This window comes from Streptosporangium saharense (assembly GCF_014203715.1).
GTDB lineage: Bacteria > Actinomycetota > Actinomycetes > Streptosporangiales > Streptosporangiaceae > Streptosporangium > Streptosporangium saharense.
This window is the reverse complement of record NZ_JACHJP010000008.1, coordinates 1-25,408: the sequence shown is the minus strand read 5'-3', so window position 1 is coordinate 25,408 and position 25,408 is coordinate 1. Positions and strand designations below refer to the sequence as shown.

The 25,408-nt window shown below is 70.5% G+C and carries 22 protein-coding genes and 1 CRISPR repeat array; of the genes, 14 read left to right on the top strand and 8 right to left on the bottom strand.

The window, feature by feature from the left end:
* Position 1: 1 nt before the first annotated feature.
* The 6 genes from FHS44_RS29410 to FHS44_RS29385 all read left to right on the top strand — a co-directional run bounded on the left by FHS44_RS29410 (position 2) and on the right by FHS44_RS29385 (position 6,824).
* The gene (locus FHS44_RS29410) at positions 2–1,369 is read left to right on the top strand and encodes a condensation domain-containing protein (RefSeq protein ID WP_184720538.1); all 1,368 of its coding nucleotides are present in this window, start codon (positions 2–4) and stop codon (positions 1,367–1,369) included.
* Between the two features lie 30 nt (positions 1,370–1,399).
* On the top strand, positions 1,400–2,638 hold the full coding sequence (locus FHS44_RS29405) for an acyl-CoA dehydrogenase family protein (RefSeq protein ID WP_184720536.1): 1,239 nt from the start codon (positions 1,400–1,402) through the stop codon (positions 2,636–2,638).
* Positions 2,635–3,975, top strand: a complete 1,341-nt coding sequence (locus tag FHS44_RS29400) for an FAD-binding oxidoreductase (protein ID WP_184720534.1) — start codon at positions 2,635–2,637, stop codon at positions 3,973–3,975. The genes FHS44_RS29405 and FHS44_RS29400 overlap by 4 nt, the downstream gene beginning before the upstream one ends.
* Positions 3,969–5,429, top strand: coding sequence for a multicopper oxidase family protein (locus tag FHS44_RS29395; protein WP_184720532.1), 1,461 nt, complete (start codon positions 3,969–3,971; stop codon positions 5,427–5,429). Before FHS44_RS29400 ends, FHS44_RS29395 begins: the two co-directional genes overlap by 7 nt.
* A 36-nt stretch (positions 5,430–5,465) precedes the next feature.
* Complete coding sequence (locus tag FHS44_RS29390; RefSeq protein ID WP_184720530.1) at positions 5,466–6,212, top strand: maleylpyruvate isomerase family mycothiol-dependent enzyme; 747 nt, start codon at positions 5,466–5,468, stop codon at positions 6,210–6,212.
* Positions 6,213–6,287: 75 nt separating this feature from the next.
* Entirely contained in the window at positions 6,288–6,824 is a 537-nt protein-coding gene (locus tag FHS44_RS29385) for an NUDIX hydrolase family protein (RefSeq protein WP_221461464.1), read from the top strand.
* 189 nt (positions 6,825–7,013) lie between these two features.
* Here FHS44_RS29385 and FHS44_RS29380 read toward each other — a convergent pair whose 3' ends face one another.
* Positions 7,014–7,856 (bottom strand): M55 family metallopeptidase, encoded by an 843-nt coding sequence (locus tag FHS44_RS29380; RefSeq protein ID WP_184720528.1) that lies wholly within the window; start codon positions 7,854–7,856, stop codon positions 7,014–7,016.
* Between the two features lie 258 nt (positions 7,857–8,114).
* On the opposite strand from FHS44_RS29380, the gene FHS44_RS29375 reads away from it, so the two are divergent.
* On the top strand, positions 8,115–9,581 hold the full coding sequence (locus tag FHS44_RS29375) for a flavin monoamine oxidase family protein (protein WP_184720526.1): 1,467 nt from the start codon (positions 8,115–8,117) through the stop codon (positions 9,579–9,581).
* A gap of 253 nt (positions 9,582–9,834) precedes the next feature.
* Here the strand turns inward: FHS44_RS29375 and FHS44_RS29370 are convergent, their stop codons facing one another.
* The 4 genes from FHS44_RS29370 to FHS44_RS29355 are packed head-to-tail and all read right to left on the bottom strand — an operon-like array spanning position 9,835 to position 15,134.
* Entirely contained in the window at positions 9,835–10,095 is a 261-nt protein-coding gene (locus FHS44_RS29370) for a hypothetical protein (RefSeq protein ID WP_184720524.1), read from the bottom strand.
* 31 nt (positions 10,096–10,126) lie between these two features.
* Positions 10,127–12,271: a hypothetical protein gene (locus FHS44_RS29365; protein WP_184720522.1), complete on the bottom strand. Its 2,145-nt coding sequence runs from the start codon at positions 12,269–12,271 to the stop codon at positions 10,127–10,129.
* The gene (locus tag FHS44_RS29360) at positions 12,268–13,839 is read right to left on the bottom strand and encodes a peroxidase family protein (RefSeq protein WP_184720520.1); all 1,572 of its coding nucleotides are present in this window, start codon (positions 13,837–13,839) and stop codon (positions 12,268–12,270) included. Before FHS44_RS29360 ends, FHS44_RS29365 begins: the two co-directional genes overlap by 4 nt.
* Positions 13,836–15,134 carry a cytochrome P450 gene (locus FHS44_RS29355; RefSeq protein ID WP_184720518.1) on the bottom strand — a complete coding sequence of 433 codons (1,299 nt, stop codon included), beginning with the start codon at positions 15,132–15,134 and terminating at the stop codon, positions 13,836–13,838. The genes FHS44_RS29360 and FHS44_RS29355 overlap by 4 nt, the downstream gene beginning before the upstream one ends.
* Positions 15,135–15,396: 262 nt before the next feature.
* Between FHS44_RS29355 and FHS44_RS29350 the strand changes: the two genes are divergently transcribed.
* A complete protein-coding gene (locus FHS44_RS29350) occupies positions 15,397–16,344 on the top strand; it encodes an acyl-CoA desaturase (protein ID WP_184721015.1) in 948 nt (315 codons plus the stop codon).
* Positions 16,345–16,455: 111 nt separating this feature from the next.
* A CRISPR array of direct repeats spans positions 16,456–16,784; the repeat unit is 24 nt; unit sequence GGACCATCCCCGCGTGCGCGGGGA.
* Between the two features lie 359 nt (positions 16,785–17,143).
* Positions 17,144–18,232 carry a tryptophan--tRNA ligase gene (gene trpS, locus FHS44_RS29345; protein ID WP_246436247.1) on the top strand — a complete coding sequence of 363 codons (1,089 nt, stop codon included), beginning with the start codon at positions 17,144–17,146 and terminating at the stop codon, positions 18,230–18,232.
* Here the strand turns inward: trpS and FHS44_RS29340 are convergent.
* Positions 18,226–18,945, bottom strand: a complete 720-nt coding sequence (locus FHS44_RS29340; protein WP_184720517.1) for a TetR/AcrR family transcriptional regulator — start codon at positions 18,943–18,945, stop codon at positions 18,226–18,228. The two genes, trpS and FHS44_RS29340, sit on opposite strands and share 7 nt — an antisense overlap.
* A 206-nt stretch (positions 18,946–19,151) precedes the next feature.
* Here FHS44_RS29340 and FHS44_RS29335 point away from each other — a divergent pair, with 206 nt between their 5' ends.
* From FHS44_RS29335 to FHS44_RS29325, 4 genes are all read left to right on the top strand, one after another.
* Positions 19,152–19,895, top strand: a complete 744-nt coding sequence (locus FHS44_RS29335; protein ID WP_184720514.1) for a siderophore-interacting protein — start codon at positions 19,152–19,154, stop codon at positions 19,893–19,895.
* Positions 19,896–20,130: 235 nt separating this feature from the next.
* Positions 20,131–20,271: a zinc finger domain-containing protein gene (locus tag FHS44_RS42765; protein WP_376771622.1), complete on the top strand. Its 141-nt coding sequence runs from the start codon at positions 20,131–20,133 to the stop codon at positions 20,269–20,271.
* Entirely contained in the window at positions 20,217–21,161 is a 945-nt protein-coding gene (locus tag FHS44_RS29330) for a serine hydrolase domain-containing protein (protein WP_376771621.1), read from the top strand. Before FHS44_RS42765 ends, FHS44_RS29330 begins: the two co-directional genes overlap by 55 nt.
* Positions 21,162–21,590: 429 nt before the next feature.
* Positions 21,591–21,878, top strand: coding sequence for a carbohydrate-binding protein (locus FHS44_RS29325; protein WP_184720510.1), 288 nt, complete (start codon positions 21,591–21,593; stop codon positions 21,876–21,878).
* 208 nt (positions 21,879–22,086) lie between these two features.
* On the opposite strand, the gene FHS44_RS29320 is transcribed toward FHS44_RS29325, so the two are convergent.
* A complete protein-coding gene (locus FHS44_RS29320) occupies positions 22,087–22,812 on the bottom strand; it encodes a TetR/AcrR family transcriptional regulator (protein WP_184720508.1) in 726 nt (241 codons plus the stop codon).
* Positions 22,813–22,948: 136 nt separating this feature from the next.
* Between FHS44_RS29320 and FHS44_RS29315 the strand changes: the two genes are divergently transcribed.
* Positions 22,949–23,674 carry a DUF4386 domain-containing protein gene (locus FHS44_RS29315; RefSeq protein WP_184720506.1) on the top strand — a complete coding sequence of 242 codons (726 nt, stop codon included), beginning with the start codon at positions 22,949–22,951 and terminating at the stop codon, positions 23,672–23,674.
* Positions 23,675–23,771: 97 nt separating this feature from the next.
* Here FHS44_RS29315 and FHS44_RS29310 read toward each other — a convergent pair whose 3' ends face one another.
* Positions 23,772–25,238: an FAD-binding protein gene (locus FHS44_RS29310; protein WP_184720504.1), complete on the bottom strand. Its 1,467-nt coding sequence runs from the start codon at positions 25,236–25,238 to the stop codon at positions 23,772–23,774.
* Positions 25,239–25,408 lie beyond the last annotated feature (170 nt).

Here is a 25,408-nt window from a genome sequence, read left to right as displayed (position 1 = left end):
CATGACCACTTCGGAGACCTTCACCACGACCGCGCCGCTCTCCCTCAACCAGGAGTTCGTCTGCGTCTTCGACCAGGGAGACGACGGCGGCCCGTTCGGCCCGCGCTACCACCTCGTCCACGGCTGGCGGGTGCGGGGCGCGATCGACGAGGAGACCCTGCGGGGCGCCCTCGACGACGTCGTCGTCAGGCACGAGGCGCTGCGCACCAGGATCGTCAGGCGGGACGGCTCCCGCCACCAGGAGATCCTGCCGCCCTGCCCGGTCGAACTCGACGTCAGGGACCTGTCGGCGACCGCCAAGGAGCGGCGGGACGAGGTGGTGGACGCCCTGCTCGACGAGGTCGAGGCGTCCACGATCCCCTCGGGCACGGTTCCCCACCTGCGGGCCGTGCTCGGCCGGTTCGACGACCAGGACGCGATCCTGGTGATCATCACGCACCACACGGCGACCGACGGATGGTCCATGCGGCTGATCATCAGGGACGTCGCCCAGTACTACGCGGCGCGGCGCGAGGGCGTCCCCGCCGCGCTGCCCGAGACGCGTCCCTACCGGGAGTACGCGCACTGGCAGCTCGCCTCCGCGCAGGAGGGGGGCGCGGAGGCCGAGCACGACTACTGGCGGGAGAAGCTGCGCGGCGCGGAGATCTTCACCGTGCGCACCGACCGGCCCAGGTCGGCCGAGGCCGGGCAGGAGACGTCGGTGCATCGTTTCCTGATCGGCGCCGAGACGATCTCCAGGGCGACGGCGCTGGCCAGGTCGGTGCGCGGCACCCTCTTCATGGTGCTGCTGTCCGCCTTCTACCTGCTCGAACACCGGGAGACCGGCCGCTCCGACATCACCGTGCCGACCTTCACCCCCGGCCGTGGCCGGGAGCGGGACGGCTTCGGGGACATGGTCGGCTCCTGCTTCAACTTCCTGCCGCTGCGGACGGACGTGGCCGCCTGCCGTACGTTCCGGCAGGTTCTCGAAAGGACCAGGACGACCTGTCTTGAGGGCTACTCGCACGACATCCCGACACTGCGGATCTTCGGGCAGGCGCCCGAGCTGATGCGGCCCGCGATGGAGGCCGACCGGGCGCCGTGGGTCTTCCAGGTCTTCCCGTTCCCGTTCGTGCTCGACGGTGAGGTGATCGGCGACCTGGAGTACACCGAGGTACGGCTGCGCCTGCTCGACCAGGCCGTGGGCTCCGACGTGCCCGACGGCGCGCTGTGGACGCTCAACCTCCACCCGACCGGCGAGATGGTCGGCAGCGTCCAGTACAAGAACGCCCTCTACGACCACGACACCATCACCGGCCTGGTCGCCGAGTACGCCCGCCTGCTCTCCGAGGCCGTCGCCGCCCCCGACGTCCCGCTCCCACGGGACTGACCCCCTCACGAAGGAAGGAGCCGATCAGCGATGACGGCCGTCACGAACGCCCCGGGACAGGGCTTCCCCGCGCCGCCGGAACCCGGCCTCACGCCGAACGAGGTGCTGGACAGGGCCGAGGCGATCGCGCCCACGCTGGTCGGCCTCCAGGCCGAGACCGAGCAGCGCACCCACTACTCCCGGCAGACGCACGAGGAGTTCGCCAGGGCCGGTTTCTACCGGCTTCTGGTGCCCCGCCGCTACGGCGGCTACGAGTTCGGGATCGACACCTTCATGCGCGTGGTGACGACGCTCGCCCGTGGCTGCCCCTCGACGGCCTGGATGTACTGCCTGGGCGCGACCCACGCCATCGCCGCCGCCACGCTCTTCGGGGAGGAGGCCCAGGCCGAGATCTTCCGCGACGGCGACTTCATCTGCCCGGCGACGATCGTACCCAGCGGCTCCGCCGTACCGGCCGCCGACGGGGGGTGGGTGCTCAACGGCACCTGGAACTACTGCTCGGGCGCGCCGTACGCGACCCACTTCATCGGGCACGCCATGGTCCAGGGCGGGGACGGGCCGCCCGCGCCGATGCTGTTCGTCGCCCCCCGCGACCAGTGGCGGCTGCTCGACGACTGGGGGCGCCAGCTCGGTCTCAAGGGCAGCGGGTCGCACAGCGTCACCGTCGAGAACGGCCGCATCCCGGCCTCCTTCGCGCTGCCGGGCACCCACCTGAGCGAGGCCACCGTCGCCGACGGGACGCCCGGCCGTGAGCTGCACGGCAACCCCCAGTACGGCGGCGGCCCGCTCAGCTACATGGTCCTGGAGATCGCCTCCCTGGCCGTGGGCATCGCCCAGGGCGCCCTCGACGTCTACGGCGACCTGATGCGGTCGAGGCGAACGCTGCTGCCGCCCGTCGTCGGCCGCGCCGAGGACCCCGATTACCAGTTCTGGTACGCCGAGGCCGCGGGCATGATCGCCGCCGCCGAGGCCGGGGTGCAGGGCGCGATCCGGCAGTGGCAGGAGCTGTGCGAGCTCGGCCCCGAGGGGTTCACCAGGGAGCAGGACCTGCGGATCACCACGATCTGCCGCCACACGATCCGGCTGTGCTGGACGGCGGTCGAGAGCTACCTGTTCCCCACGGCCGGGTCCAGCTCGGTCCGCCAGGGCGAACGCCTCGAACGCGTGTGGCGGGACATGTCCATGCTGCACAGCCATGCCGGATTCGCGGTCTTCCTGCCGACCGTGGCGAACCGCGAGTTCACCCGCGTCCACTTCACGGCGCCATGACACGCCTTGCCCGTCCCGGCGAGCCGGGCTACGCGGAGGCGACGCGCGTCTTCAACCTGGCCGCTCCCGCCGAACCCGCCGTGGCGACGACGGCGCGCGACGTCGGAGAGATCAGGGCCGCACTCGCCCACGCCGTCGCGGAGGGCCTGCGGGTGCGCACGCACACCACCGGGCACGGCTCGGCCACCGCCCGCCCGATGGGGAACGCGCTGCTGGTCAGGACCGAACTGTCCGGCGGCGTCGAGATCGACTCCATGGCCCGCGTCGCGCGGGTGTCCGCGGGGACGCGCTGGGGTCAGGTCGTCGAGGCCGCCGCGCCGTACGGCCTGGCCGCCCCGCACGGCTCCTCCCCGCTCGTCGGCGTCGTCGGCTACCTGCTGCGCGGCGGGGTGAGCCTCTACGGGCGGCACACCGGGCTGGCCGCCAACTCCGTCAGGGCGGTCGAGCTGGTCACCGCGGACGGCGGACTGCGCAGGGCCGACGCCTCGTCCGATCCCGAGCTGCTGTGGGCGCTGCGCGGCGGCGGGGGCGGCTTCGGCGTCGTCACCGCTGTCGAGTTCGACCTGTTCCTGCTGGACCAGGTGATCACCGGCGCCGCGTACTGGCCCGCCGTACACGCCGAACGGCTGCTGCCGGTGTGGCTGGACTGGACGCGCAAGGCGCCGCGCGAGGTGACCACGACGCTGCGGCTGATGAACCTGCCACCGCTGCCCGAGGTCCCCGAGCCACTGCGCGGGCGGAGTGTGCTGTGCGTCGACGGCGTCGTGCTCGGCGGCCCCGGGGACGCGGCGGTCGCCGACGACCTGCTCGGGCCGCTGCGCGCGCTCGCCCCGCCGATCCTCGACACCTGGGGTACGGCCCCGCCCCGCCAGGTGACGCTGACCCACATGGACCCCACGGAGCCGTTCCCCATCTTCGGCGACCACATGCTGCTCGGCGACCTGCCCGCCGAGGCGTTCCTCAAGGTGGCCGGGGAGGGGTCGCCGCTGACCAACGCCGAACTCCGCCAGCTCGGCGGGGCGCTGGCCGTACCTGACCGGGAGGGTGGGGCGCTCGACCGGCTCGACGCGAGCTTCGCCTACATGGGCGGGGGCGTGCCGTTCGGCGGCCTCACCCCGGAGGACCTCCTCGGCCACTGCGCGCGGGTGCGGGCCGCGCTCGAACCGTGGGACACCGGCCTGACCGCGCCCTCGTTCGTGGAGAGCCTCTCCCAGCCCCAGCGGCACCTGAGCCCGGAGCGGGCCGCCGCCGTCGAGCGGGTCAGGGCCAGGGTCGATCCCTCCGGCCTGTTCCGCGACGACGTCGCCCCCCACACCGATTGGAAAGAGGAATGCTGAACAGACGACGCCTGCTGACGGCCGGGGGCCTCACGCTCGGCGGACTGGTCGGGGGGACGCTGCTGCTGCCCAGGCAGGAGGCCGCCCCCGCCATGGCCGAAGGCCACCGCCGGATGCACATGACTCCCTCGGGGACCTCGCGCTCCCCGGCGCCGTTCCGGGTGCGGATGCCCGTGCCCCGCGTGCTCAGCCCGGTCTCCTCCCACCGCGACGTGGACGTCTACCACCAGGACATCCGGGCCTCCCGGGTGGAGATGCTTCCCGGCGTGCGCACCGAGGTCCTGGGGTACGGCGGCGCCTTCGTGGGACCGACCCTGCGCGTCAGGCAGGGAAGGCGGGTCGTCGTCCGCTACCGCAACGGGCTCGACCGGGCCGTCAACACCCACCTGCACGGCGGCCACGTCGCGGCCGACAGCGACGGCTACCCCATGGACCTCATCGAGCCCGGCAGGACGCGCTACTACGAGTATCCGAACGGCCAGCCGGGGGCGACGCTCTGGTACCACGACCACACCCACCACATGGAGGCCGAACACGTCTACCGGGGCATGCACGGGTTCTACCTGATCGAGGGCGGTGACGAGAAGCGCCTGAGGCTGCCCGCCAGGGACTACGACGTGCCGATCATGCTCACCGACGCCCACTTCGCGGCCGACGGCTCTCTCGTCTACGCCCCCGAGGACACCCCGAACCGCACGACGCTGCTGGCCAACGGACGGCCGCAGCCGTACTTCCCGGTGTCCGCGCGCCGCTACCGGTTCCGGCTGCTCAACGTGTCCAACTTCCGCACCTTCCACCTGAGCCTCGACCACGACATGACGATGGTCCAGATCGCCTCGGACGGCGGCCTGCTGCCCGCCCCGGTGCGGCGGGAGTCCGTGGTGCTCTCCCCCGGCGAACGGGCCGAGGTGGTCGTGGACTTCGGCCCCTGCAAACTCGGTGACCGGGTCGTGCTCAACGACGTCAGCGGCCCCGTCCTGCGCTTCGACGTGGTCGCGAAGGCCGCCGACGACAGCCGGGTACCCGACGTGCTGCGCCCGCTGCCGCCGCTGCCCGCCCTCGGCAGCGGGAAGACAGACCGGGAGATCACCCTCAAGGTGGACATGGTCCGCGGCGCCGCCTACATCAACGACCGGGTCTTCGACCCCAATCGGGTGGACATCCGCGTCAGGCGGAGAAGCACCGAGATCTGGCGCATCACCAACCTCGACACCGACATCGCCCTGGACCACAACCTCCACCTGCACCTGGTGCAGTTCAGGATCCTGGACCGCGACGGCGCCCCTCCGCTGCCCGGCGAGTCGGGGCTGAAGGACACGGTGCTGGTGCCCGCGGGCGCCTCGGTCAGGATCCAGGTCACCTTCGGCGACTTCTTGGGGCGCTACCTCTACCACTGCCACATGCTCGAACACTCGGTCGGCGGAATGATGGCGCAGATGGAGATCGTCCCCTGACCCTGTTCCACGCTTCACTCCGAAAGGACCCCTGCCATGAGCGACCTGCGGGATGTGATCGACGACCTGCGTTCCGAGGCCGAGGAGCTCGACCGGACTGTCGTCGATCTCGACGCCGACGGGTGGGCGGCGCCGACCGCCGTGCCCGGCTGGACGGTCGGGCACCAGATCGCCCACCTCGCCGCCCTCTACCGGCTGATCGGCCTCGCGGCCTCCGACCCGGTGGCGTTCACCGCGCTCACCACGCAGCCCAGGTTCGACCTGGAGGCGAGACTGCGCGCGTCGCTGTCCGGCTACCTGCTCGAACCCCCGGGAGCGCTGTTCCCCCGCTGGCACACCGAGCGCCACAACACCGCCGCCGTGCTCGCCTCACTTCCGCCTGGCCGTACGGTGCCATGGCTGGGCGGTTCCCTTGAGGCGTCGGCGCTCGCGGGCGCCGCGATCACCGAGCTGTTCCGCCACGACCAGGACATCGCGGACGCGCTCGGGCTGAGCAGGAAGCGGACGGACCGCGTCAGGCACGCGATCGAGTTCGGCCTGCTGCCGGAGAGCGCCCGCTACCGCCCCACCGGCTGGACCCCGCCCGGCCCCAACCTCCATGTCTTCCTCACCGCCCCCTCGGGAGCCCTCTGGGAGTACGGCCCCGCCGGCTCACGCGAGCAGGTCGTCGGCGCCGCCGAGGACTTCTGCCTCCTGGTGACCGGCCACGGACACCAGGCCACCGACGTCCTGGCCAGCGGCCCCGAGGCGAGAGCCTGGCTGGCCGAGGCCCAGGCGTCGTGACCCGGATCCGTTTCTCTCCGCGACGCCCCAGGGTGCCTGCGTGTCCACACGGCGACCGCGAAGTACGATCGATCAATGACCGAAATGACCGATACCGCGCCCGGATGGCTCTCTCCCAACGAGCTTGAGGCCGCTCGCGCCCGGATGCCGATCCTCTACGTCGACGCCGTCCCCGTGCGGGTAGACGACACGGGGACGGTCACGCACGTCGGCCTGCTGCTGCGCATCGGAGCCGACGGCACGGTCAGCCGTGCCCTCGTCTCCGGCCGCGTACTCCTCCACGAACGGGTCCGCGACGCGCTCATCCGCCACCTGGAGAAGGATCTCGGCCCGGTGGCGCTGCCGCGCGTGCCCACCTCCCCGCAGCCGTTCACCATCGCCGAGTACTTCCCGACCCCGGGCGTCACGCCCTACCACGACCCCCGGCAGCACGCGGTCTCGCTCGCCTACGTCGTCCCGGTCGCCGGCGACTGCCGCCCCCGCCAGGACGCCCTCGACCTGGTCTGGTTCACCCCCGAGGAGGCGGCCTCCCCCCTGGTCCAACAGGAAATGGAAGGCGGCCACGGCACCCTCCTCAAGCAGGCCCTAGCCCATGTGGGTCGGTTGTCCTGAGGAGTTTTGGCTTGGGCGCGTCGGTGAGCTGGACTGAGGAGCGACGGAGCGCAGCGGAGGAGCGACGAGGGAAAGCACCGACTTCAGGCGCCCAAGCCCCGCGACGCCGCCAGGCGGCGCAAAGCAAACACAGCGGACGAACGACGAGGGAAAGCACCGACCCGCAGCGCCCAAGCCCCCACGACGCCGCTAGGCGTCGTAAAGGCGAGCACGTGATTTGGCTACGGCTGCGGCCAGTTGGTAGCAGACCGTGACGACCCCCAGCACCTCGCGGGGGTTGGCCAGGCTGCCCTCGACCGTGCGGTCGCCGGTGCGTGTCATCCCGGGGATCATCGCGCCCTGTTCGGCCGCCGCCGGACCCGGCATGTCGATCTCCAGGCGTAGTTCCTCGGGCACCTGGACGGTCGGCAGTTCCCCGGCCTTCTCGACGGTCTCGGCGGCGGCGGCCCTGATGTGCTCGCGTGCCACCGTGGGCGAGAGGCTGTCGGCGGCGAAGTAGCCGTGGGCGGTCTTCACCTCGACGGTCCGCGCGCCGGGCAGCCGGTCCCTGATGGTGGCGCAGATGACGTCGTCACCGGTGACGAGTCCGACCGGCACGCCGACCGAGGCGGCCCGCAGCGCGTTGATCTCGGCCTCGGAGACGACGACGCCGTTGAGGCGGACCTCGGTGAAGTGCGAGGAGTAGGTGTGCGCGAGCACGCCCGGCTCCCCCGCCGCCGCGTGGTAGCCGAGGAAGAGCGCGACGTCGTGGTCCTCGCTGATGCCCTCGGCCATGCAGTCGAGCTTGGGTGAGCCGAAGATGAGCCTGGCCCTGGGGTCGAGGTCCTCGTGGATGAGGTTGTCCATGGTGCCGTGGCTGTCGTTGACCAGGACGCTCTCCGCACCCGCGTCGAAGGCGCCCGCGATGGCGGCGTTGGCCTCCGCGGTCATCAGGCGCTGCGCGGCCGGGTAGCCGTGTCCGCCCCGGACCACCTGGTCCATGGTCGCGATCCCGGCGACGCCCTCCATGTCGATCGACACATAGACCCTCATCCGGGACTCCTCACGCTTGGCGGACGACACCGTCCAGCCTCCCCGGGAACGGCAGCTCGGGCTACGTTCCGCCCGCCAAGCCGTACGGCTCGCATTTGGAGATGACTCCGTTGCTCCTTCGCGTGACGGATGTTCCGGATCGTCTTGACGTTCTCCCCAACAGGTGAGATTACTGACAGCGACACTACAGTCGCTTTACGTGAACATAGGGGGTGTGACGCTCTGAACACCAACAAATCGCCGATCTCAGGTACGGCGATGCCCGAAGAGCTGATCGAGGCGGGAGCCCCGAGACCGAGTCACGAGCTGCGAGTCCCCGCCGCCCTGGTCGCGACCGCCGAGCACGGCCTGACCTCCGGCGGCACCCCGCGCAAGCGGGTTCTGGTCATCGGCGGTGGGATGGCCGGTCTCGTCGCCGCCTACGAGCTGATGCGTCAGGGGCACGAGCCCGTCGTCCTCGAAGCCCAGCAGCGGGTCGGCGGGCGGGTGCTCACCCTGCGGGACTTCGCCCCCGGCCTGTACGCCGAGGCCGGAGCGATGCGCATCCCGCGCGTGCACGACCTCACCCTTGCCTACTGCGAGCGGTTCGGGCTCACCCTGCGCCCCTTCGTGATGGGCAACCCCAACACCCTGGCCTACATCCAGGGCGTCAGGACCACCGTCAGGGAGCTGAACGACAACCCCGGCGTCATCGACTTCGAGCTGGCCGAGCACGAGCGCGGCCGGACCTACGAGGACCTGTGGCGCACCGCCACCCAGGAGATCCACGACCTGTACGCCCAGGAGGGTGAGGCCGCGCTCGACCGCATCTGCGCCGAGTACGACCGCTACTCCATCCGAGGGTTCCTGCGCGAGCGCGGCTTCTCCGAGGGCGCCATCGAGCTGTACGGCGTCATGAGCTTCAGGGAGTCCAACCTGAACGCGGCGGTCATCGAGCAGTTCCGCGAGATCGTCGGGCGGGCGTTCGAGGACATGCAGGAGATCGAGGGCGGCACCGACCGGCTGCCGACCGCCTTCTACCGCGAGCTGAGGAACCACATCAGGTTCGGCCACGAGGTCACCGCCATCGAGCAGAACGACAACTCGGTCACCCTGCACGTCAGGACGGCCTCCGGCAGGACGACGCTGACCGGCGACTACGCGATCTGCACGATCCCGTTCTCGGTGCTGCGCGACGTGGAGACCAGGCCCGCCTTCTCCCGCCGCAAGCAGCGCGCCATCCGCGAGCTGAACTACAACGCCTCGACCAAGATCCTCTTCCAGGTGCGGCGGCCGTTCTGGGAGCAGACGGAGGGCATCGTCGGCGGCACCACGGTCACCGACCTGCCGATCCGCCGCATCTGCTACCCCTCGCACGGCGCCCACGACGAGGAGCGCTCGGTCCTGCTCGCCAGCTACACCTGGGGACAGGACGCCCTGCGCTGGGGCGCGATGTCGCCGCAGAAGCGGGTCGAGCAGGCCCTTGAGGACGTCGCCAAGATCCACCCCGAGATCCACGACCACTTCGAGTTCGGCGTCACGCACGCGTGGTACGACGACCCCTACGCGGCGGGGGCCTTCGCCCTGTTCGAGCCGCACCAGCAGACGAGCCTGCACGACGCGATCATCGCCCCCGAGGGTCGCGTGCACTTCGCCGGTGAGCACTGCTCGCTGTGGCACGCCTGGATCGAGGGAGCCCTGGAGTCAGGGCTCAAGGCGGCCCAGGCCATCCACGAGGCGGCCTGACCCCCGGCGCCCGGCGCTCTCCCTCCGGCGCCCGGCGCTCTCCCTCCGGCGCCGGGCGCTCCGCCGTACCAGCCGCTTCCCACCCCGTCACGCGTCTTCCCACAACCCCGAACCGCCTTCCCACACACCGAATCCAGGCATCAGCGCTTCCCACAAGGCCACACGCCTTCCCACAGCGTCCAACCCCACAGCCTTCAAGGCCCACACCACCGGGAACCCACGGCGTCCAAGGCGCGCACGCCGTACCGGATGGTCAGGCGCCGAGGCGTTCGGCGTAGCGGCTCAGTCTGGCCTCCGCCTCCGCCAGGTCGGCGGCGGCCACCGCGCACGCCTCCAGATGTGCACGCACCGTCTCACGCAACCACGGCGGCGCCGCGCCGCCCGCGTCGAGCTCCGCCTCGACCCTGCGCAGGCGTTCCGCGCAGTCGGCGAGCCTGCGGACGTCGGATCGCAACAGCTCGACCCGCGCGGCGATCCTCTCCGGCGCGTCCTGTTTGTCGGGGGAAGATGACATCCGTTCCTCCGCTTCTCCGGTCTCGGCGCGGTCAGACCGTCCGCACCGGGACGCACGCCTCCTGGAGCGTCCGCCGGGTGATCGTGGACAGGCACAGCAGCGGGCGGGCGCCGTCGAGCCCCAGCTCACGCAGCCGCCCCGTCAACGGGTTGGCCGAGCGCCCGACGGCCAGCCGTACCCGGGGGGCGAGATGCACCCGGCCGAGACCGCGGGTCCGCACGCACGAGCGCAGCGTCGCCTCCGCCCGGCGCGCGTAGGCGACCAGGTCGCGGTCCCCCGCGGGCAGCCACGGGCCGAGCGAGCCGGTCAGGGTGAGAACCCGGTCGTCGAGCCCACCGACCGTGACCCGCACCGCCCCTCCGGTCAGGTCGAACTCGACCGGCATGACGTACGGCTCACCGCCCCACAGCCGGGGCGCGACAGCCCGGACGGCGGCGGTGTCCACCACGGAACCGGCAAGGAAGCTGCCGGAGCGCCTCCGGTCGGCGCTGCGCGGCAGGTCGGGCCAGGCCCGCAGCGGACGCGGGTGCCACGGGTCGGGCACGACGACGCCGAGGTGGACCTCGTGGTATTCACCCAGGCTGGTCCGCCGGTTCCACGAGGCGTGCACCGCGACCAGGGCGTGCCTGCCGACCCGTACGGCGGGGCCGAGCCCGGTGCCCGCGAGCAGGGCGGCCGTGGCGTCCGGGTCGGCGGCGAAGTAGGCGGTCAGGGTGCCGCCGTCCTGGCACCTGACCGGCAGCTCGACCGTCCCCTCCGACGTCTCGGCGAGATAGGTGGGCACCGTCAGGAACGGGAACCCCTCGGGGCAGGGCGCCCTGTCGAACAACTGGTAGGCCTGCGAGCGCACGACCCGCCCCCGGTAGCGGGCCAGCTCGTCGTCGATCCGCTCCCGCTCCTCGGGCAGGTCGTCGGCGAGGTTCGCGATGTAGTGCTCCACGCTGTGGCAGCGCGGAAACAGGTGGGTCGGGTCGGAGTAGTCGACGACGTACCAGCCGGGATGCAGGTCGAAGCACGTGTTCCCGCCCTGCCCGTCGAGGCTGGGGATGATGTCGTGCTGGTTGGTGACGCTGGCGACCCAGACGTCCGGGTCGGCGGGCCGTTTGAAGTCGACGGGCGAGCCGACCGCCACGACGTGGGTGACGGTGTGGCGGGAGCAGAACCCGGCGTCCTGCACGAGGTTCATCACGACCGCGCCGCCCGCGCTGTGCCCGATGAGCGCCAGTTCCTCACCGCGCGGCACACCGTAGTCCTCGATGGCCCTGACCAGCGCGCGGCTGTAGGGGCTGCTGTCGAGTACGGCGCTGCTGAAGGCGCCGAGCAGGTCCTGCGGCGACTTGTCGTCCGGCAGGCCGAGCCGCATGCCCGGCGCCTGGACGACGTGGCGCACCACTCCCTCGTCGTCCTCGACGCTCTGGATGAGCACCCGGCCCGTGGTACCGAGCAGGCCGATGTTGCGCAGGAAGCCGAGCAGCGAACCGCGCTGGCTGAGCCGTACGGCCTCGACCGTGGCCAGATCGACGCGGCGGGCGGCTCCCTCGCCGGTGTCGAGGACCGCGAAGGCCCTGTTGCTCATCCCGGTGATCGGGTCGGCGGAGGCGAAGCCCCGGCCCGTCGCGATCAGCCAGGCGGCCTCGTCGTTGAACGGGTTCTCGTCCAGCAGGGCCCGCAGGGCGAGCACCTCGCCGAAGATCGGGGCGAGCGTGCTGAGCGTGCGCACCGCGCCCCGGTCCTTGAGCAGGGCCCGCAGCGCGCGCACCGCCTCGATGTCGTGGTCGGCCGCCGCGGCCGCGACGAGCCTGGTCAGCATGGGGTCGTCGCCGAGTTCCGGGTGCTCGACGGCCGCGGCGGCGATGCGCAGCCGCAGCGAGGTGGCCAGGACGCGGACGGTGAGGCTCTCTCCACCCGCCATCACGCCGAGCTTGGCGGCCAGACCGCCGAGCGGCCCGCCGACGAAGGCGTGTCCGAGCCCCTGGTCGTTGGTGACGGCGTGGATCAACGCGCGTTCGGCCCGGTAGGCGACGGCGGGCGCGCGGGCCACGGCGCCCGGCGCGACGCTCTCGGAGAGCGCCGCGGTCGCGTGGGCCGACACCTCCTGGATCGTGACGCCGATGTCCACGACCTCGCAGGCCGCGGCGCGCAGCAGCGTGGCGCGCTCACGGGCCTGCCCGCTCATCGCCCCACCCCACGGCTCATGCTGACGTAGCGGGGTCGTGGGTCCTCCGGGATGTTGCGGTTGAGCACGTCGGACAGCGTCCTGGTTGCCGCGATGACCCGCAGGCCGAGCGGGGAGAAGGTCGCGGCGTTGAACACCCTCGGGGCCAGCAGCGGGTTGGTGAGCGCCTGGGAGAAGGCGTCGATAGCGATGATCTTCGTCAGCAGCGGCGGGAGGATGGCGTCGGAGGAGGCGGGCTCCTCGGCGAACAGGCCGACGTAGAGGTCCACGTCGTCGGCCCCGCCGTACAGCTCGCGCAGCCCCTCGACGGCCCTGCGGTCGCCGGTGATCTGCTCGAAGTGGCGCACCCTGGGGAAACGGCAGTGCTCGCGGTAGGCGTTGTAGGGGGCGAGGTTCAGGGCGCGTGACTCGGCGACGCTCGCCACGTCCACCTCCCGCAGGCCGGGGTCGGTGTTGAACAGGCCGATCCGTCCGGCGCGCTGCCGGGAGGCGTCCTCGAAGACCCTGCCGAGCCCGGGACCGGGGATCAGCCCGGCGCCGAACAGGGTCTCGGCCAGCGGGAGGTCCGCGTTGCCGACCGAGAGCCTGGAGGGGATGAGCCCGTGCCAGCGGTAGACGAGGTTGAACTCGACAGACGCCCAGTTCTCCCGCTGCCAGGGCGCGTGGGCCAGCCGCGCCGAAAGCCGGGAGTCGAGGGTGAAGCGGAAGTGGTAGGGCGTGATGTGGTTGACGTACTCCTCCACGACCAGCTTGATCAACAGCACGATGAGGATGTTCCTCGCCGTCTGGAACAGCCGTTCGTCGTCCCAGCGCGGGTTGTCCTCGGCCAGCAGTCCGGCCACCCTGTTGTGCTCGCGCAGGAACAGCACAGTGAGCATCGTGAAGCCGACCTGGATGTTGCCCCGGTCGCTGCCGACGGCGAAGAGGGTGTCGCGCCGTACGGTGTCGAGCTCCGCGAAGCGGACAACCCGCAGCGGGGCGAACTCCGGCCTGACCTCGCCGTTCTCGCACAGGTAGGGCGGGAACTCGCCGCCGTCGATGACCTGGCTCTTCAGCCGCCCGCCCTCGAAGGCGCGCAGGGCCGTGGTCGCCGCCGGGGTCAGGCCGTAGAGCTGGTTGAGGTCGATGTGGTGGTTGGAGGTGTTCCTGCGCGGGTCACGCGGCACGTTGCTGTCGCCGCGCAGGAAGCCGTCGGTGAACCACTGGGCGAAATAGGCGAACAACACGGTCGAACGCGGACAGGGGATCATGACGTCGCCCCGGGCGAACAGGTCGGCGGCCCGCTCGGGGGGCGGCCTGCGACTGTCGTCCCCGGCGGCCGGAGGCAGGTGCCTGCCGCTGTAGGTCCGGTCGGTCAGCGAGGTCCACGAGGTGTAGTCGGCCATGGCGCTGAGCGGCTCCGGCCTCGGGGGCATCTCGCGGACCGCGAGGTCGATCAGGGTGGCGTTGAGGCGGCGCCGTACGGGAGGAAGGGCCTGGGCCGCCTTCCACAGGGGACGCCCGCTGGTCAGGGCGAGGAAGCGCAACCGGTTGGAGAGCCCGTCCGTGGCGACACAGCGCGCTCTCATCCGGCCTCCCCCAGGCCCAGCACGAACCTGTCCGGGAAGATGCCGTGCGCGCGGACGATCTCTCCCTCCGGTCCCGGCAGCCGCCGCACCCCCGGTCTCAGCAGCAGTCGTCGTACGGCCTCGCAGATGATCGCCTTCGCGGGGTGGACGCCCAGGCAGGCGTGGTGACCGTGGCCGAAGAACAACCGGTGGTGCGCGGGCCGGTCGGTACGGAACTCTTCGGGCGCCTCGACCACGTCGGGGTCGAACATCGCGGACGCGGGCGCGGCCAGCACGAACGTGCCCGCCGGGATCACCGTACGGCGCGGCGTGCCCGCGGCCAGGACGTGGTCACGCTCACACACCCGGGGCAGCAGCTTGAAGAACGGGTTGAACCGCAGCGCCTCCCAGACATAGGAGTCGAACCGGGCGGGATCAGGCTCGGCCGCCGCCCCGACCGCCTCGCCGTACACCTCGGGACGCAGCATGAGCTGCTCGACCGCCTCGACCATGGCACCGGGACCGCTCTCGACGAACCCCAGGGGCAGCCCGGCCATGTTGATCACTACGCGCTCGTCGTCGAACCCGGTGCCGGGGGGCAGGACGGTGCCGACGAGCCGGGTGAAGACGTCGTCGGGCAGGTCGAGCCCGGCCCGCAGCGCGGCCCTGCGCTCGGCGAGCCTGCCGTGCAGGTGGGACGTCAGCTCGGCGCCCGCGGCGACGGCGGCCGCCTGTATCTCCGGGTCGCCCTGGAAGTTGGCGAAGCCGTCCACGATGACGGCCCTGGTCCAGCGGGACAGGGTCGCCGGGTCGGGTCCTGGCAGGCCGAAGTACTCGGCGCAGACCCCGAGGGCGACGTGCCGGAACAGCCCGTGGACCGCCTCGACCCGGCCCCCAGGCTGGGCGGCGTCGAGCGCCTCGTCCGCCAGCCGTCCGGCCAGGTCGCGCACCCGGGCCACGTCGCCCTGGGCGAGCATGACCCGCATCAGCCCCTTGTCACGCCAGTTCATTGGGGTCGCGTCCCTGGAGAGCATGAAGGGCGCGCCGAGTGCGGCCTCAAGGCGCGGGCCGAAGGAACGGACCGTGAAGACCTCCTCGTGGGAGAGCACCTCGACGACGTCGGCGTGTTTGGTCACCACCGTGAAGGCGGGGGTGACGAGGACCGGCCTGTGCTCGCGCAGTTCGGCGAGGAAGACACGCCAGTCAGTGCGTAACCACCGCAGAACAAGGGCGAGGGCGGCAACCGGGTCGTCGGCCAGGATCTCGTCGTATCTCCTCAGATGGTCACCGGTGGTCGACTGGTCGACAACGCCCATGTTGTGGCCCTTTCTCCCCCGGTCGCCCCTTTCCGGACCTCCGCGGCCCATCGAAAGCCGGAGCGAACACGGGTCATCACATCGGGTGGCCCCAACAATTTAGGAGGGAGGTGAGTGATTCACCGATGGCTACTCTATGGAGTGTTTTGCTGCCACTGAGTGATTGTCATGTCACTTTCGGGCGACTGCCCCGCCGTGGAAATACGGACGTTCAATAAGGGGTCCGAAACCGCCTCCGCCAACCGCGGGAGAAACCGTGTCCCTGTCGCCCGACCCACGGCCCGGCCAGCGGACGGCGGAGACGGTCTCGGTCACCGTCGGCCGCCGATCCGCCTACCTCGTCGTTCTCGTGGTGCTTCCCCTGGTGCTCCTCGCGCTGGCCGTGCCCGCGGCGTGGGGGTGGGGTGTCGGTCCACGTGACCTGGTCATCGCGGCCGTGATGTATTCGGTCAACATCTTCGGCATCGCCGTCGGCTACCACCGGCTGTTCACCCACCGCTCGTTCCGGTGCCGCAGACCGCTGCGCGTCGCGCTGATGCTGGCCGGTGGCATGGCCGTCGAAGGACCCGTCACGCTCTGGGCCGCCGAGCACCGCCGCCACCACAAGTACGCCGACCGCGAGGGCGACCCGCACTCCCCGTGGCGGTACGGCGAGAGCGGCCCGGCGCTGCTGCGCGGCATGGTCCACGCCCACGTCGGCTGGTTCTACACCGCCCGCAGCCGGTCGAGCCGGGCCCACTGGGTGCCCGACCTGCTCGCCGACCCCGACATCCGGCGCTTCGACGCCGCCTACCCCGCCGTCGTGGCCCTGTCGTTCGCGCTGCCCACGGCCGTCGGCGGCCTGTGGTCGATGTCATGGCAGGGAGCGCTGAGCGCGCTGTTCTGGGGCGGTTTGGTCCGCTACGCCGTGGTGCACCACGTCACGTGGTCGGTGAACTCCATCTCCCACACCTTCGGCGACCGCCCGTTCGCGACGAGGGACCGCTCGTCGAACGTCCGCTGGGTGGCGATGCTGACGTTCGGCGAGGGCTGGCACAACTGGCACCACGCCGAACCCACCTGCGCCCGCCACGGCGTCCTCAAGGGCCAACTCGACCCAAGCGCCCGCCTCATCCACTGGTTCGAACAGGCAGGCTGGGCCACCCACGTCCACTGGCCCACTTCCCAACGGTTGACGGCCCACCGCATTCCGCACGGGTCTGACTTTTAGGGTGGGGTACGGCAGCGCGCCCCCGCACTATAGGGATAGACATCACATGTCACACACCCCCATATGCGCAGAGAGCACCCGGTCGCGCTGGTCGCACAAGACCGTATGGAAGGACCATCCCCGCGTGCGCGGGGAGCACGGCGTCGGCGTGCAGCAGGGTCACGTAGTCGTCGGACCATCCCCGCGTGCGCGGGGAACACCCCTACCGGCCCGCGAGTGACTTCGCGGTCTCGGGACCATCCCCGCGTGCGCGGGGAGCACTACGAGTGGAGCGCCGATAACTTTAAGGCGGTGGGACCATCCCCGCACGCGCGGGGAGCACCTTGAGATGGATGATCGTGATCGCCTGTTGGGGGGACCATCCCCGCACGCGCGGGGAGCACTCCGGCTTGACGCCGCTTGGCCGCCGCGCCACGGGACCATCCCCGCACGCGCGGGGAGCACCCTCGCCGACCTGCGGGTTTGTCGGCGGAGGGGGCCGAAATTCATTACTTTCGTTGAGTTGGACATTTCGGGCGCACCGGCTGGATCGCAAAAACGACATCGATCACAGGCTAGCCCCGACGACATCCCCCGGCACACCTCCAGACCAGACCCACCGCCACAGGCCCCCGGAGCACGACAGGCCGCCAGCTATGATGGGGACATGTACTTTTCGTCATGTCTGAGCTGGTGGCGCTCCTCGTAGGAGCGGCACTCTCACGCATGACCGGGCCGTTCGGATGAACGGCCCTTTCGCGTTCCTGGACCAGGGGGCTCGTGTCATCTCGACGGCGCGACCTACCTACCGGGAGATCTCATGAGCACCACCCAGACCATGACCCCTTCCAGCGACGCGCTGGGAACATCCGCCGCACAGGCCCGCAGCGCCGTACTGGAAGAGTTGATCCTCAAAGACCCCGGGCGGTTCCGGATTCTGACGGGCGACCGCCCGACCGGGCGGCTGCACCTGGGGCACTACTTCGGCACGCTGCACAACCGGGTGCGGCTCCAGAACCTCGGCGTGGAACTGTTCGTGATCATCCCGGACTACCAGGTCCTGACCGACCGTGACGTCGCGGACAACCTGACCGAGCACGTCGAGGAGCTGGTGCTGGACTATCTCGCCATCGGCATCGACCCGGCGCGCAGCACGATCTTCACCCACAGCGCCGTCCCCGCTCTCAACCAGCTCATGCTGCCCTTTCTCAGCCTGGTGTCCGTCTCCGAGCTCAACCGCAACCCCACGGTCAAGGATGAGATCGCCCACTCGCGCCAGTCGTCCGTCAACGGCCTGATGTTCACCTATCCCGTCCATCAGGCCGCCGACATCCTCTCCTGCAAGGCGAACCTGGTCCCGGTCGGGCAGGACCAGCTCCCCCACCTGGAGCTCACCCGGACCGTCGCCCGCCGCTTCAACGACCGGTACGGCAACGGCACAACGGTGTTCCCCCAGCCCGAGGCGCTGCTGTCGAAGGCCCCGCTGCTGCTCGGGACGGACGGCACCAAGATGAGCAAGAGCCGGGGCAACGCCATCGCCCTGGCCGCCGACGCCGACGAGACCGCCCGCCTGATCAGGGGTGCCAAGACCGACGCCGAACGGCACATCACCTACGACCCGGCCACGCGTCCCGAGGTGTCCTCCCTCGTCCTGCTGGCGGCCCTGTGTCAGAACCGCCCTCCGCAGGAGGTGGCCGAGGAGATCGGTCCCGCGGGGGCCGCCGCGCTGAAAAGGACGGTGACCGAGGCGGTCAACGAGTATCTGGCGCCGATCAGGGCCCGCAGAGCCGAGTACGCCCAGGACCGCGCCCACCTCCGCCAGACCCTGCGCGAAGGCAACGAACGAACCAGAGCCGTGGCCGACGCCACCCTCGCCGAAGTGCGCACCGCCATGAACAGCCACTACTGACGGGCCGCCGTGTCGTCGAGGCCGAGGGCGGTGACGAGGTCGCGCAGGCATTCCTCGAAGACGGGCTCCAGGTCGGTGTAGGCGAAGTCCAGTTGGTGCAGGACCTCCATGCACAGCAGGCCGTACAGCCTGATCCAGCACGACAGGAAGACGTGGGCGGCTTCGGGGGGCAGTCGTCCGTCGATGGCGGCGGAGTAGGTGGCCAGCTGCTCGCGCAGGGACGCGGGCAGCTCGGCCAGGTCGGGCACCGGGAAGGGCCGTGTCCCCCACAGCTCGACCGTCAGGTCCAGCAGGACCTGCTCGAAGCGCAGGGCGGCCTGGTGACGCGCCGAGTCCGGCCGCCTGTTCGGCGCGGTGACGGGGCTGGCGAAGATCCAGCCGAACTCGGCCGGATGGGCGACGGCCCAGGCGCGCATGGCGCGGCAGACCGCCGGAAGCCGTTCGCCGATCGGCGCGTCGGCGCGGGCGTCGCGCGCCTGCTCCATGGCCGCGACCAGCTCGCGGAAGAAGTCCGCGGTCACCGCCCCGACCAGCTCGTCGTGGCTCGCGTAGTAGTGGTAGAGAGCCGGGCCGCTCATGCCGACCCGCCGGGCGACCGCGTTGATGGTCACCGCGGCCGATCCCTGCTCGACCAGCAGTTCGCGCGCGGCGCTGTGGATCTCCCCAAGGGTGGCCTGGCGCAGCCTCTGCCGCCTGCTGGTGTGTGCGGACATCGTCACCCTTCCTGTCGTCCCCTCTGCCGCCGTTGACATCTTAGGGCATCTATGTTTCCTTAAGACCTCTAAGTAAGTTAGAGCCTATAAGGAGACAGGGGTGAGACCCGTGTGGTGGATCGTTCTCGCGGTTCCGGTGCTGGTCACGGCCGTGTGGTGGGGAATGTCCAGGTCGGCCCATGTGCGGCGACGCGAGGAGTTCTGAGATGGCCCGCACGATGCGCGACCGCCTGTTCGGCAAGTACGTCATGGAGGCGACCGTCACCGTCACCGAGCAGGTCACCCCGGCCATGCGCCGGGTCCGGCTGGAGACCGACCGGCCCGTCGCCTTCCCCTACACCCCCGGACAGCACGTCAGGATCCAGTTGAAGGACCCGCTGTCGGTTTCGGGCATCCTGCGCCCGTCCGAGACGCTGCGCACCTACACGATCTGGGACCTCGCCCCCGACAGGAAGGCGATCGAACTCCGCGTCCACCTCTACCCGGGTGACGGCATCGGCCTCAGATGGGCGCGTACGGCCCGGCCCGGGGACCCGGTGACCTTCTGGTGGCCGCAGGGCGACTTCTTCACCCGCGAGGCGGCCTATCACGTGTTCGTCGGGGAGGAGACCGCCGGCGCCGCCTTCGGGCCGATGATCAGGGCACTGGGAGCCTCGGCCGAGGTGTACGGCGTACTGGAGAGCGAGTCCCCCGAGCACGACCTGCCCCTTCCCGAGGCGCCGACGCTGCGCCGCGTCCACCGCCACGGCACATCCGCCGTCGCCTCCCAGGTACTGCTCGCGGCCGTGGCCGAACTCGACCTGCCGGACAACACCGGAGCCGCCTACGTGGCCGGTGAGGCCAGAACCGTCCAACTGGTACGCGACTTCCTGGTCCGCGAACGCAACTGGCCACGGACCTCGATCAGCACCAAACCGTTCTGGACCCCCGACAAGCGGGGCCTGCACTGACCGTCGAGGAGAGAGGCACGTCCTTCCCAGGTCGGAGGTCGTCGGTGTGGGATCAGGGTTTCCGTAGGGGACAACTCCGATGCCGTGCCGCCCTCTCGTGTCGGATCTTGATACGGCGGAGGCCGAGAGCCGGGCTCCGTGAATCGGAGGGGCAACGTGAGGGGAAGACGCACCAGCGCGGCCGTCGTGGCGTGCTTGACCGTGTCGTCGCTGGCAACGCCTGCCATGACCGCCACTGCGGCGGCGGACGCGAGCCCGAGCGGCCGGCCAAGTTTGCAGGCGATGCTGGACAAGGTCGTCGCAGGCGGTGCGGTCGCCGCGATCGCCGAGGTTCGCGCCGGGGACAGGACCTGGCGAGCCGCCAGCGGCAGGGTGAGGATGAACAATGCCCAGCCTGCCCCGGTGGACGGGCGCTTCCGGGCCGGGAGCGTGACCAAGTCGTTCACGGCGACCGTGGTGCTCCAACTTGTGGAAGAGGGAAAGCTGCACCTGTCTGACAGTGTGGAGCAGTGGCTGCCGGAGCTCGTGGACAAGGGCGCCGACATCACGATCAGGCACCTCCTCCAGCACACCAGCGGCCTTCCCGAGTACTCGACGGACATGATGGACGAGGTGGGCATCCCCAAGGAGCGCTACCGCACCTGGTCGGCACGCGAACTTGTGAAAAAAGCAGAGAAGCTCCCGCACGACTTCCCACCCGGGTCCGAGTACCGGTACTCCAACACTAACTACATCGTGCTCGGCATGCTGATCGAGCGGGTCACCGGCAGGCCGTACGCGACAGAGGTCAGGGAGCGGATCCTGCGACCGCTCGGCCTGCGGCACACCCGCGTGCCGGGAGCCTCGCCGGAGGTGTACGGCCCGCACGCTCACGCGTATGTGCCGGTCACCAGGGGTGGCAGGGTCGTCCCCGTTGACGTCACACGGTTCAATCCCACGATGGCCGGTGCGGCGGGCGAGATCATCTCCACCACCGGGGACATCAACCGGTTCTACCGCGCCCTGTTCCAGGGCAAGCTGCTCCGCCCTGGTCTGCTGAAGGAGATGAAGGATCCCGGCACGGCCGGGGGGTATGGGCTGGGGCTGGAGCTGGCGCCTCTTCCCTGCGGCACCGCGTTCGGCCACGGCGGCGGCGCCCCGGGCTACCTCACGGTGGCGTTCAACTCAGCCGACGGTTCGCGACAGGTCACATTGTCGATCACCCCGTTCTCCGGCGACCCTCACCAGGCGGCCGTGTCCCTGCTGACCTCCGCGCTGTGCCCTTAACGGGTGCCTCGTCCGGTGGGGGGTCGGGCATCCGGCTTTGGTGGGGGGCATAACCCGGAATCTGTTTCTGGGTGCTCTGAAGACGGGGTTCGGTGTCGGGAGTGAGGGGGGTAATGCCCTCATGGGAGTGGGCAAACGGTATGGCCGTCGAAGTGGGTGTTTGGGGGGAGTGAGAACGCTCCGCACAGGTGGAAGGGGGGCGTGGTCGGTGAGGCGGTGAGGGTTGGGGCGACCGCTGTGACCAGCGTGAACGGTAGTTCATGATCCCCGGGAGTCGATCACGCGCCATCGGGCGCGTGCCGTACGGGACAAATGGTCGTGACCGTGCGCGAACCATACAACGGGGATATGCAAAAGCGATGGCTCCTCATACCCCCGGGGCCCAGGGCAGTGTGGGGACGCTCGCTCCCCCCTCTCCCGAGGAGTCACATGAAACCAGACCGCGCGGTCTCCGCCATCGCGTCCTTCGCGGTGGTCTTCCTGGGCGTCATCCTGTACGGCGCGGCCTCTGCCCTGGCCGCTCCCGTCGGGGGCTCACGTCCGGCGCGCATCACCAACCCGGGTGTCGTATGGCCGTTATGGTCGGCCTCACGCGGCTACAACGCCGGGGACCTGGTCACCTACGACGGCACCACCTACAAGTGTGTCCAGGCCCATTCGTCGGCGGACGGCGGTGATCCACCGTCCGCCTCCGCGCTGTGGCGGCTCATCACCTGACGGCGCTCCGCCCGACCTCAGCACGGGCGGCTCGTGGATGAGTGTCACAGCCAGGGGGTGAGGGTGGACGGCCGGACTCCCGACCCGGTCAGCGCCTTCGCTCCTCCTCCGCCCGTCAGCCAACGGGCCAGTTCCGCGGGTTAGCCGTAGACGCTCACCGGGGTGCCCTCCCCGGTGAGCGTCCAGGTGCTCCGCTGCCAGGACCCCGCTATACGCCGTGCTCGCGGACGCGCTGGACGTCGGCCGCGGCCCGGATCACGGTGTCGCGGTAGTTGGCCTCGGCGTCTGGGCCCAGCCACGGCAGGTGGCCGAGGATCTCCAGCATCACCGGTCCGTGGATTCGTCCCCACAGGTCGAGGCCGAGCCCGAGCGCGGCGGGCGGCATCCCGGGGGAGAGCAGTTCGGCGGCGGTGACGAGCGCCGGGATCGGCCGGTCGTCCTCGCCAGGCCGACGGACCCCGCCCAGCTCGGCCGCGCTCCAGTCGCCGAAGACCACCTCGACCAACGTGGCGCCGAGCCTGCGGGCGGCTTCGGTGGTCGGCCCTTCCTCGGGCGCCCGGTAGCCGGGGACAGGCGTTCCGTAGATCAGCAGGAAGCGGGCCCGGTGCTCGACCGCCCATCGGCGGTAGGCCAGGGCGACCCGTACCAGCCGCTCGGACGCGGGCAGCTCCCGCTGCTCCCGTGCGGCCGTCTGGACCGCGTCCGCCAGCGCGTTGTGCGCGTCGGCGACCAGGGCGGTGATCAGGTCCTCCCTGCTCGGGAAGTAGTTGTAGAGCGACTGGACGGTCAGGCCCACCTCGCGCGCGACCCCGCGCAGCGTCATCTGGCCCGAGTCGGCGGCGAGCTGGTCGATGGCGACGGACTTGATCTCCTCGATCGTCGCCGCCCGTTTCCTCTCGCGCAGAGAACCTCGCCGGACTGGGGCTTCGCTCACCGTCGATCACCTTTCGAACAGGCCCGGGCCGATGCCCCGCGCTGCCCGAAGTCTAACAACATCTGGATTGACTAACAGTGTTAGTCAAAACTAGCGTTGTTCGAGCATCTAGGCGCATCTTCAGGAGGTAGCGACAATGAACGCCGTAGCCGGCTCGCCCGGCGCCACAGGTCCGGGGCGGATCATGGGTGCCGCGGTGCTTCTGGCGGTCGAAGGGCTGCTGATCTTCGTTCCGGCGGTCGTGCTGGGCCAGGCCGTGAACTGGCCGCAGGGCCTCGACGATCCCGCCGCCGTCACCCTGCCGTTGGTGGCCGAGAACGAGACGGCGCTGCGCCTGGGATATCTGGCCTATCTGGCCTACTCCCTGCTGTTCCTCCCGGTGATCGCCGCCCTGGTCACCGTCCTCACCGGCCCCGAGGGACGGCTGCGGCCGGTCGCCCGGATCGCGGTGATCCTGGCGGCCGTCTCCGCGCTCGCCCGGGGAGTGGGGATCCTGCGCTGGCTCACCGTGATGCCGGCGCTGGCGGAGAGCTGGGCCGGGGCCGATCCGGCGCTGCGGCAGGTCCTGTCCGTCCAGTTCCAGGCGGTGAACGACTATGGCGGCGGAATCGGCGAGCTGCTCGGCGTCTCCGCGCTCGGCTCCGCCGCGGTGGCCTGCGCCGTGATCGCGACCCGTGAGCTCGCGCCCACCTGGCTGACCTGGTTCGGAGCGGCCGTCGCCCTGGCATCGGCGCTCCCGCTGGCCGAACTGGCCGGGGTGGACGCCGGGGCGCTGACCAGCGTCGGCGTCGCCGCCGTCCAACTGTGGTTCCTCGCCGCGGCCGCCGTCCTGGCCACACGTGCCCGCAGGCGTCACCGCTGACCGACGCATCCTGGTCATCCGGTACGGCTCGGCCGCGTTCACGAGTCCGTACGGGCGCCGCCTGGGTCCCGCTCCGGAGAGCGGGACTCGGGCGTGGTCAGCCGAAGATCCCTGGGCCGGGGGTCAGGATGTTGTCGGGGTCGTACTTCGCCTTGCGTCGTACCAGGTCAGGCCACCGCTCGCCGTACTGGGCGCGCCAGTCGGCTCTGGTGAAGTCCTGGGAGCCGATGGGGTAGCGGGTGCCGCCGATCGCCCGTGCCTTGGCGTGCAGGCGGCGGTTGCGCTCCAGCATCTCGGCGGCGAAGGCCGGGTCGGGGCCGGGTGCGGGCGAGGAGGTGAGGATGTCGAACAGGTAGACGTACTTGCTGTTGCCCGGCGGGATCCGGAAGAACGGCCTGGTCAGCTTGTCGCGTCGCTGCGGGAACAGAAAGCCGATGCCGGTCGGGGGGCCGTAGTCGCGGGCGGTGAGCGTCGGCATGACCTCCGAGACGTAGGCCTGGGCCGACTCCCCCGGGAGCATCACGTCGAACCACGGCTTGAGCAGGTCGTCCCAGACGCACTGCCGCTGCCACAGCTCGATGACCGGGTCGTAGCGCTTCACCCACTCCAGGTAGGTGCTGTTCTCGATCTCCGCGGAGGCCGGGAAGACGCTCAGGTCACGCAGCAGGTGCTGGTCACTGGGCGGGTTGTCGGCGTTGTGGAAGACGACCGCGTTGAGCTGGTAGGTGATGTTCCTGCCGTCGGGTACGGACATCAGCAGGTAGGCGCCGTCGAACTCGCCCCGGTCCAGCAGGATGTGCAGATCGTTCCAAACCCGCGCGGTCTCGGTGACCTGGTAGCGGATCATGTAGTTGCGGGCCAGCGCGCGGGCGGGCACCAGGTCGAGCGTGGCGCGGGTGATCACGCCGCACTGGCCGAGACCGCCGAGCATCACCTCGAACAGGTCCCGTTCGTGGTTCAGCGAGCACCGGTGCAGACGGCCGTCGCCGGTGACGACCTCCAGTTCACGGACGTGGTCGATCTGCACGCCCAGGTTGTTCTGCGCGGGGACGCCGCCGACCGAGAGCGTTCCACCGACAGAAAGACCGACGTAGGTGGTGAACAGCGGGGGTGTGAGGCCACGGGCCTCGGCGGTGTGGGCCGCCTCCCGCCACAGTGCGCCGGAGCCCACGGTGATGGAGTCGGCGCCGATCGAGTGGATGGCGGACAGTGAACGGTTCTCGATGACGAGACCGTCGGTGAGGCCCTGACCGTGGGTCGAGTGCCCCTGGCCGCGGGTGGAGACCTGGATGCGGTGCTCGCGGCAGAATTCGACCATCTTCTGGATGTCGCGGACGGATCCGGGTCGAAGCACCGCGCGGGGTAGGCGCTTCACGATCCTGCCGAGGTCACGGCCGTCGGCCTGCCGGGTGGCGAGATCGGTGAGCAGGACGCCGTCCAGGTGAGGGATGCGCTGGAGTCCACCGGAGCCGGGTCCGGTCGCCCATGCCCGCTCCACAGGATCGAAGCCGACAATGAGGGCGCCCGCACCGAGCGTGCCGAGGAATCGTCGTCGTGTAACCACGCCTGAGACGCTAGTGATCACGACATAGCGTAACAACGCGCCTTTCGTGGCATTGCATATCGCGCGTCCACGTGCAGAGGGTGTCTGAAAAGCTGGCGTTCGCGTAACTGTCCGGCGGTCTACCGGTGTGCGTTGCTGGCCCCATGCCCGACCCCCGACGCTCCTATCCA

Bases quoted from the DNA above. Each gene is read 5' to 3' on its own strand.
- FHS44_RS29385 (WP_221461464.1), top strand. From the start codon at position 6,288: ATGACCGAAATGACCGATACCGCGCCCGGATGGCTCTCTCCCAACGAG.
- FHS44_RS29355 (WP_184720518.1), bottom strand. From the start codon at position 15,134: ATGGGCGTTGTCGACCAGTCGACCACCGGTGACCATCTGAGGAGATAC.
- FHS44_RS29325 (WP_184720510.1), top strand. From the start codon at position 21,591: ATGAAACCAGACCGCGCGGTCTCCGCCATCGCGTCCTTCGCGGTGGTC.
- FHS44_RS29370 (WP_184720524.1), bottom strand. From the start codon at position 10,095: ATGTCATCTTCCCCCGACAAACAGGACGCGCCGGAGAGGATCGCCGCG.
- FHS44_RS29390 (WP_184720530.1), top strand. From the start codon at position 5,466: ATGAGCGACCTGCGGGATGTGATCGACGACCTGCGTTCCGAGGCCGAG.
- FHS44_RS29375 (WP_184720526.1), top strand. From the start codon at position 8,115: ATGCCCGAAGAGCTGATCGAGGCGGGAGCCCCGAGACCGAGTCACGAG.
- FHS44_RS29340 (WP_184720517.1), bottom strand. From the start codon at position 18,945: ATGTCCGCACACACCAGCAGGCGGCAGAGGCTGCGCCAGGCCACCCTT.
- FHS44_RS29400 (WP_184720534.1), top strand. From the start codon at position 2,635: ATGACACGCCTTGCCCGTCCCGGCGAGCCGGGCTACGCGGAGGCGACG.
- FHS44_RS29315 (WP_184720506.1), top strand. From the start codon at position 22,949: ATGAACGCCGTAGCCGGCTCGCCCGGCGCCACAGGTCCGGGGCGGATC.
- FHS44_RS29405 (WP_184720536.1), top strand. From the start codon at position 1,400: ATGACGGCCGTCACGAACGCCCCGGGACAGGGCTTCCCCGCGCCGCCG.
- FHS44_RS29365 (WP_184720522.1), bottom strand. From the start codon at position 12,271: ATGAGCGGGCAGGCCCGTGAGCGCGCCACGCTGCTGCGCGCCGCGGCC.
- FHS44_RS29410 (WP_184720538.1), top strand. From the start codon at position 2: ATGACCACTTCGGAGACCTTCACCACGACCGCGCCGCTCTCCCTCAAC.
- FHS44_RS29360 (WP_184720520.1), bottom strand. From the start codon at position 13,839: ATGAGAGCGCGCTGTGTCGCCACGGACGGGCTCTCCAACCGGTTGCGC.
- FHS44_RS29335 (WP_184720514.1), top strand. From the start codon at position 19,152: ATGGCCCGCACGATGCGCGACCGCCTGTTCGGCAAGTACGTCATGGAG.
- FHS44_RS29380 (WP_184720528.1), bottom strand. From the start codon at position 7,856: ATGAGGGTCTATGTGTCGATCGACATGGAGGGCGTCGCCGGGATCGCG.
- trpS (WP_246436247.1), top strand. From the start codon at position 17,144: ATGAGCACCACCCAGACCATGACCCCTTCCAGCGACGCGCTGGGAACA.
- FHS44_RS29395 (WP_184720532.1), top strand. From the start codon at position 3,969: ATGCTGAACAGACGACGCCTGCTGACGGCCGGGGGCCTCACGCTCGGC.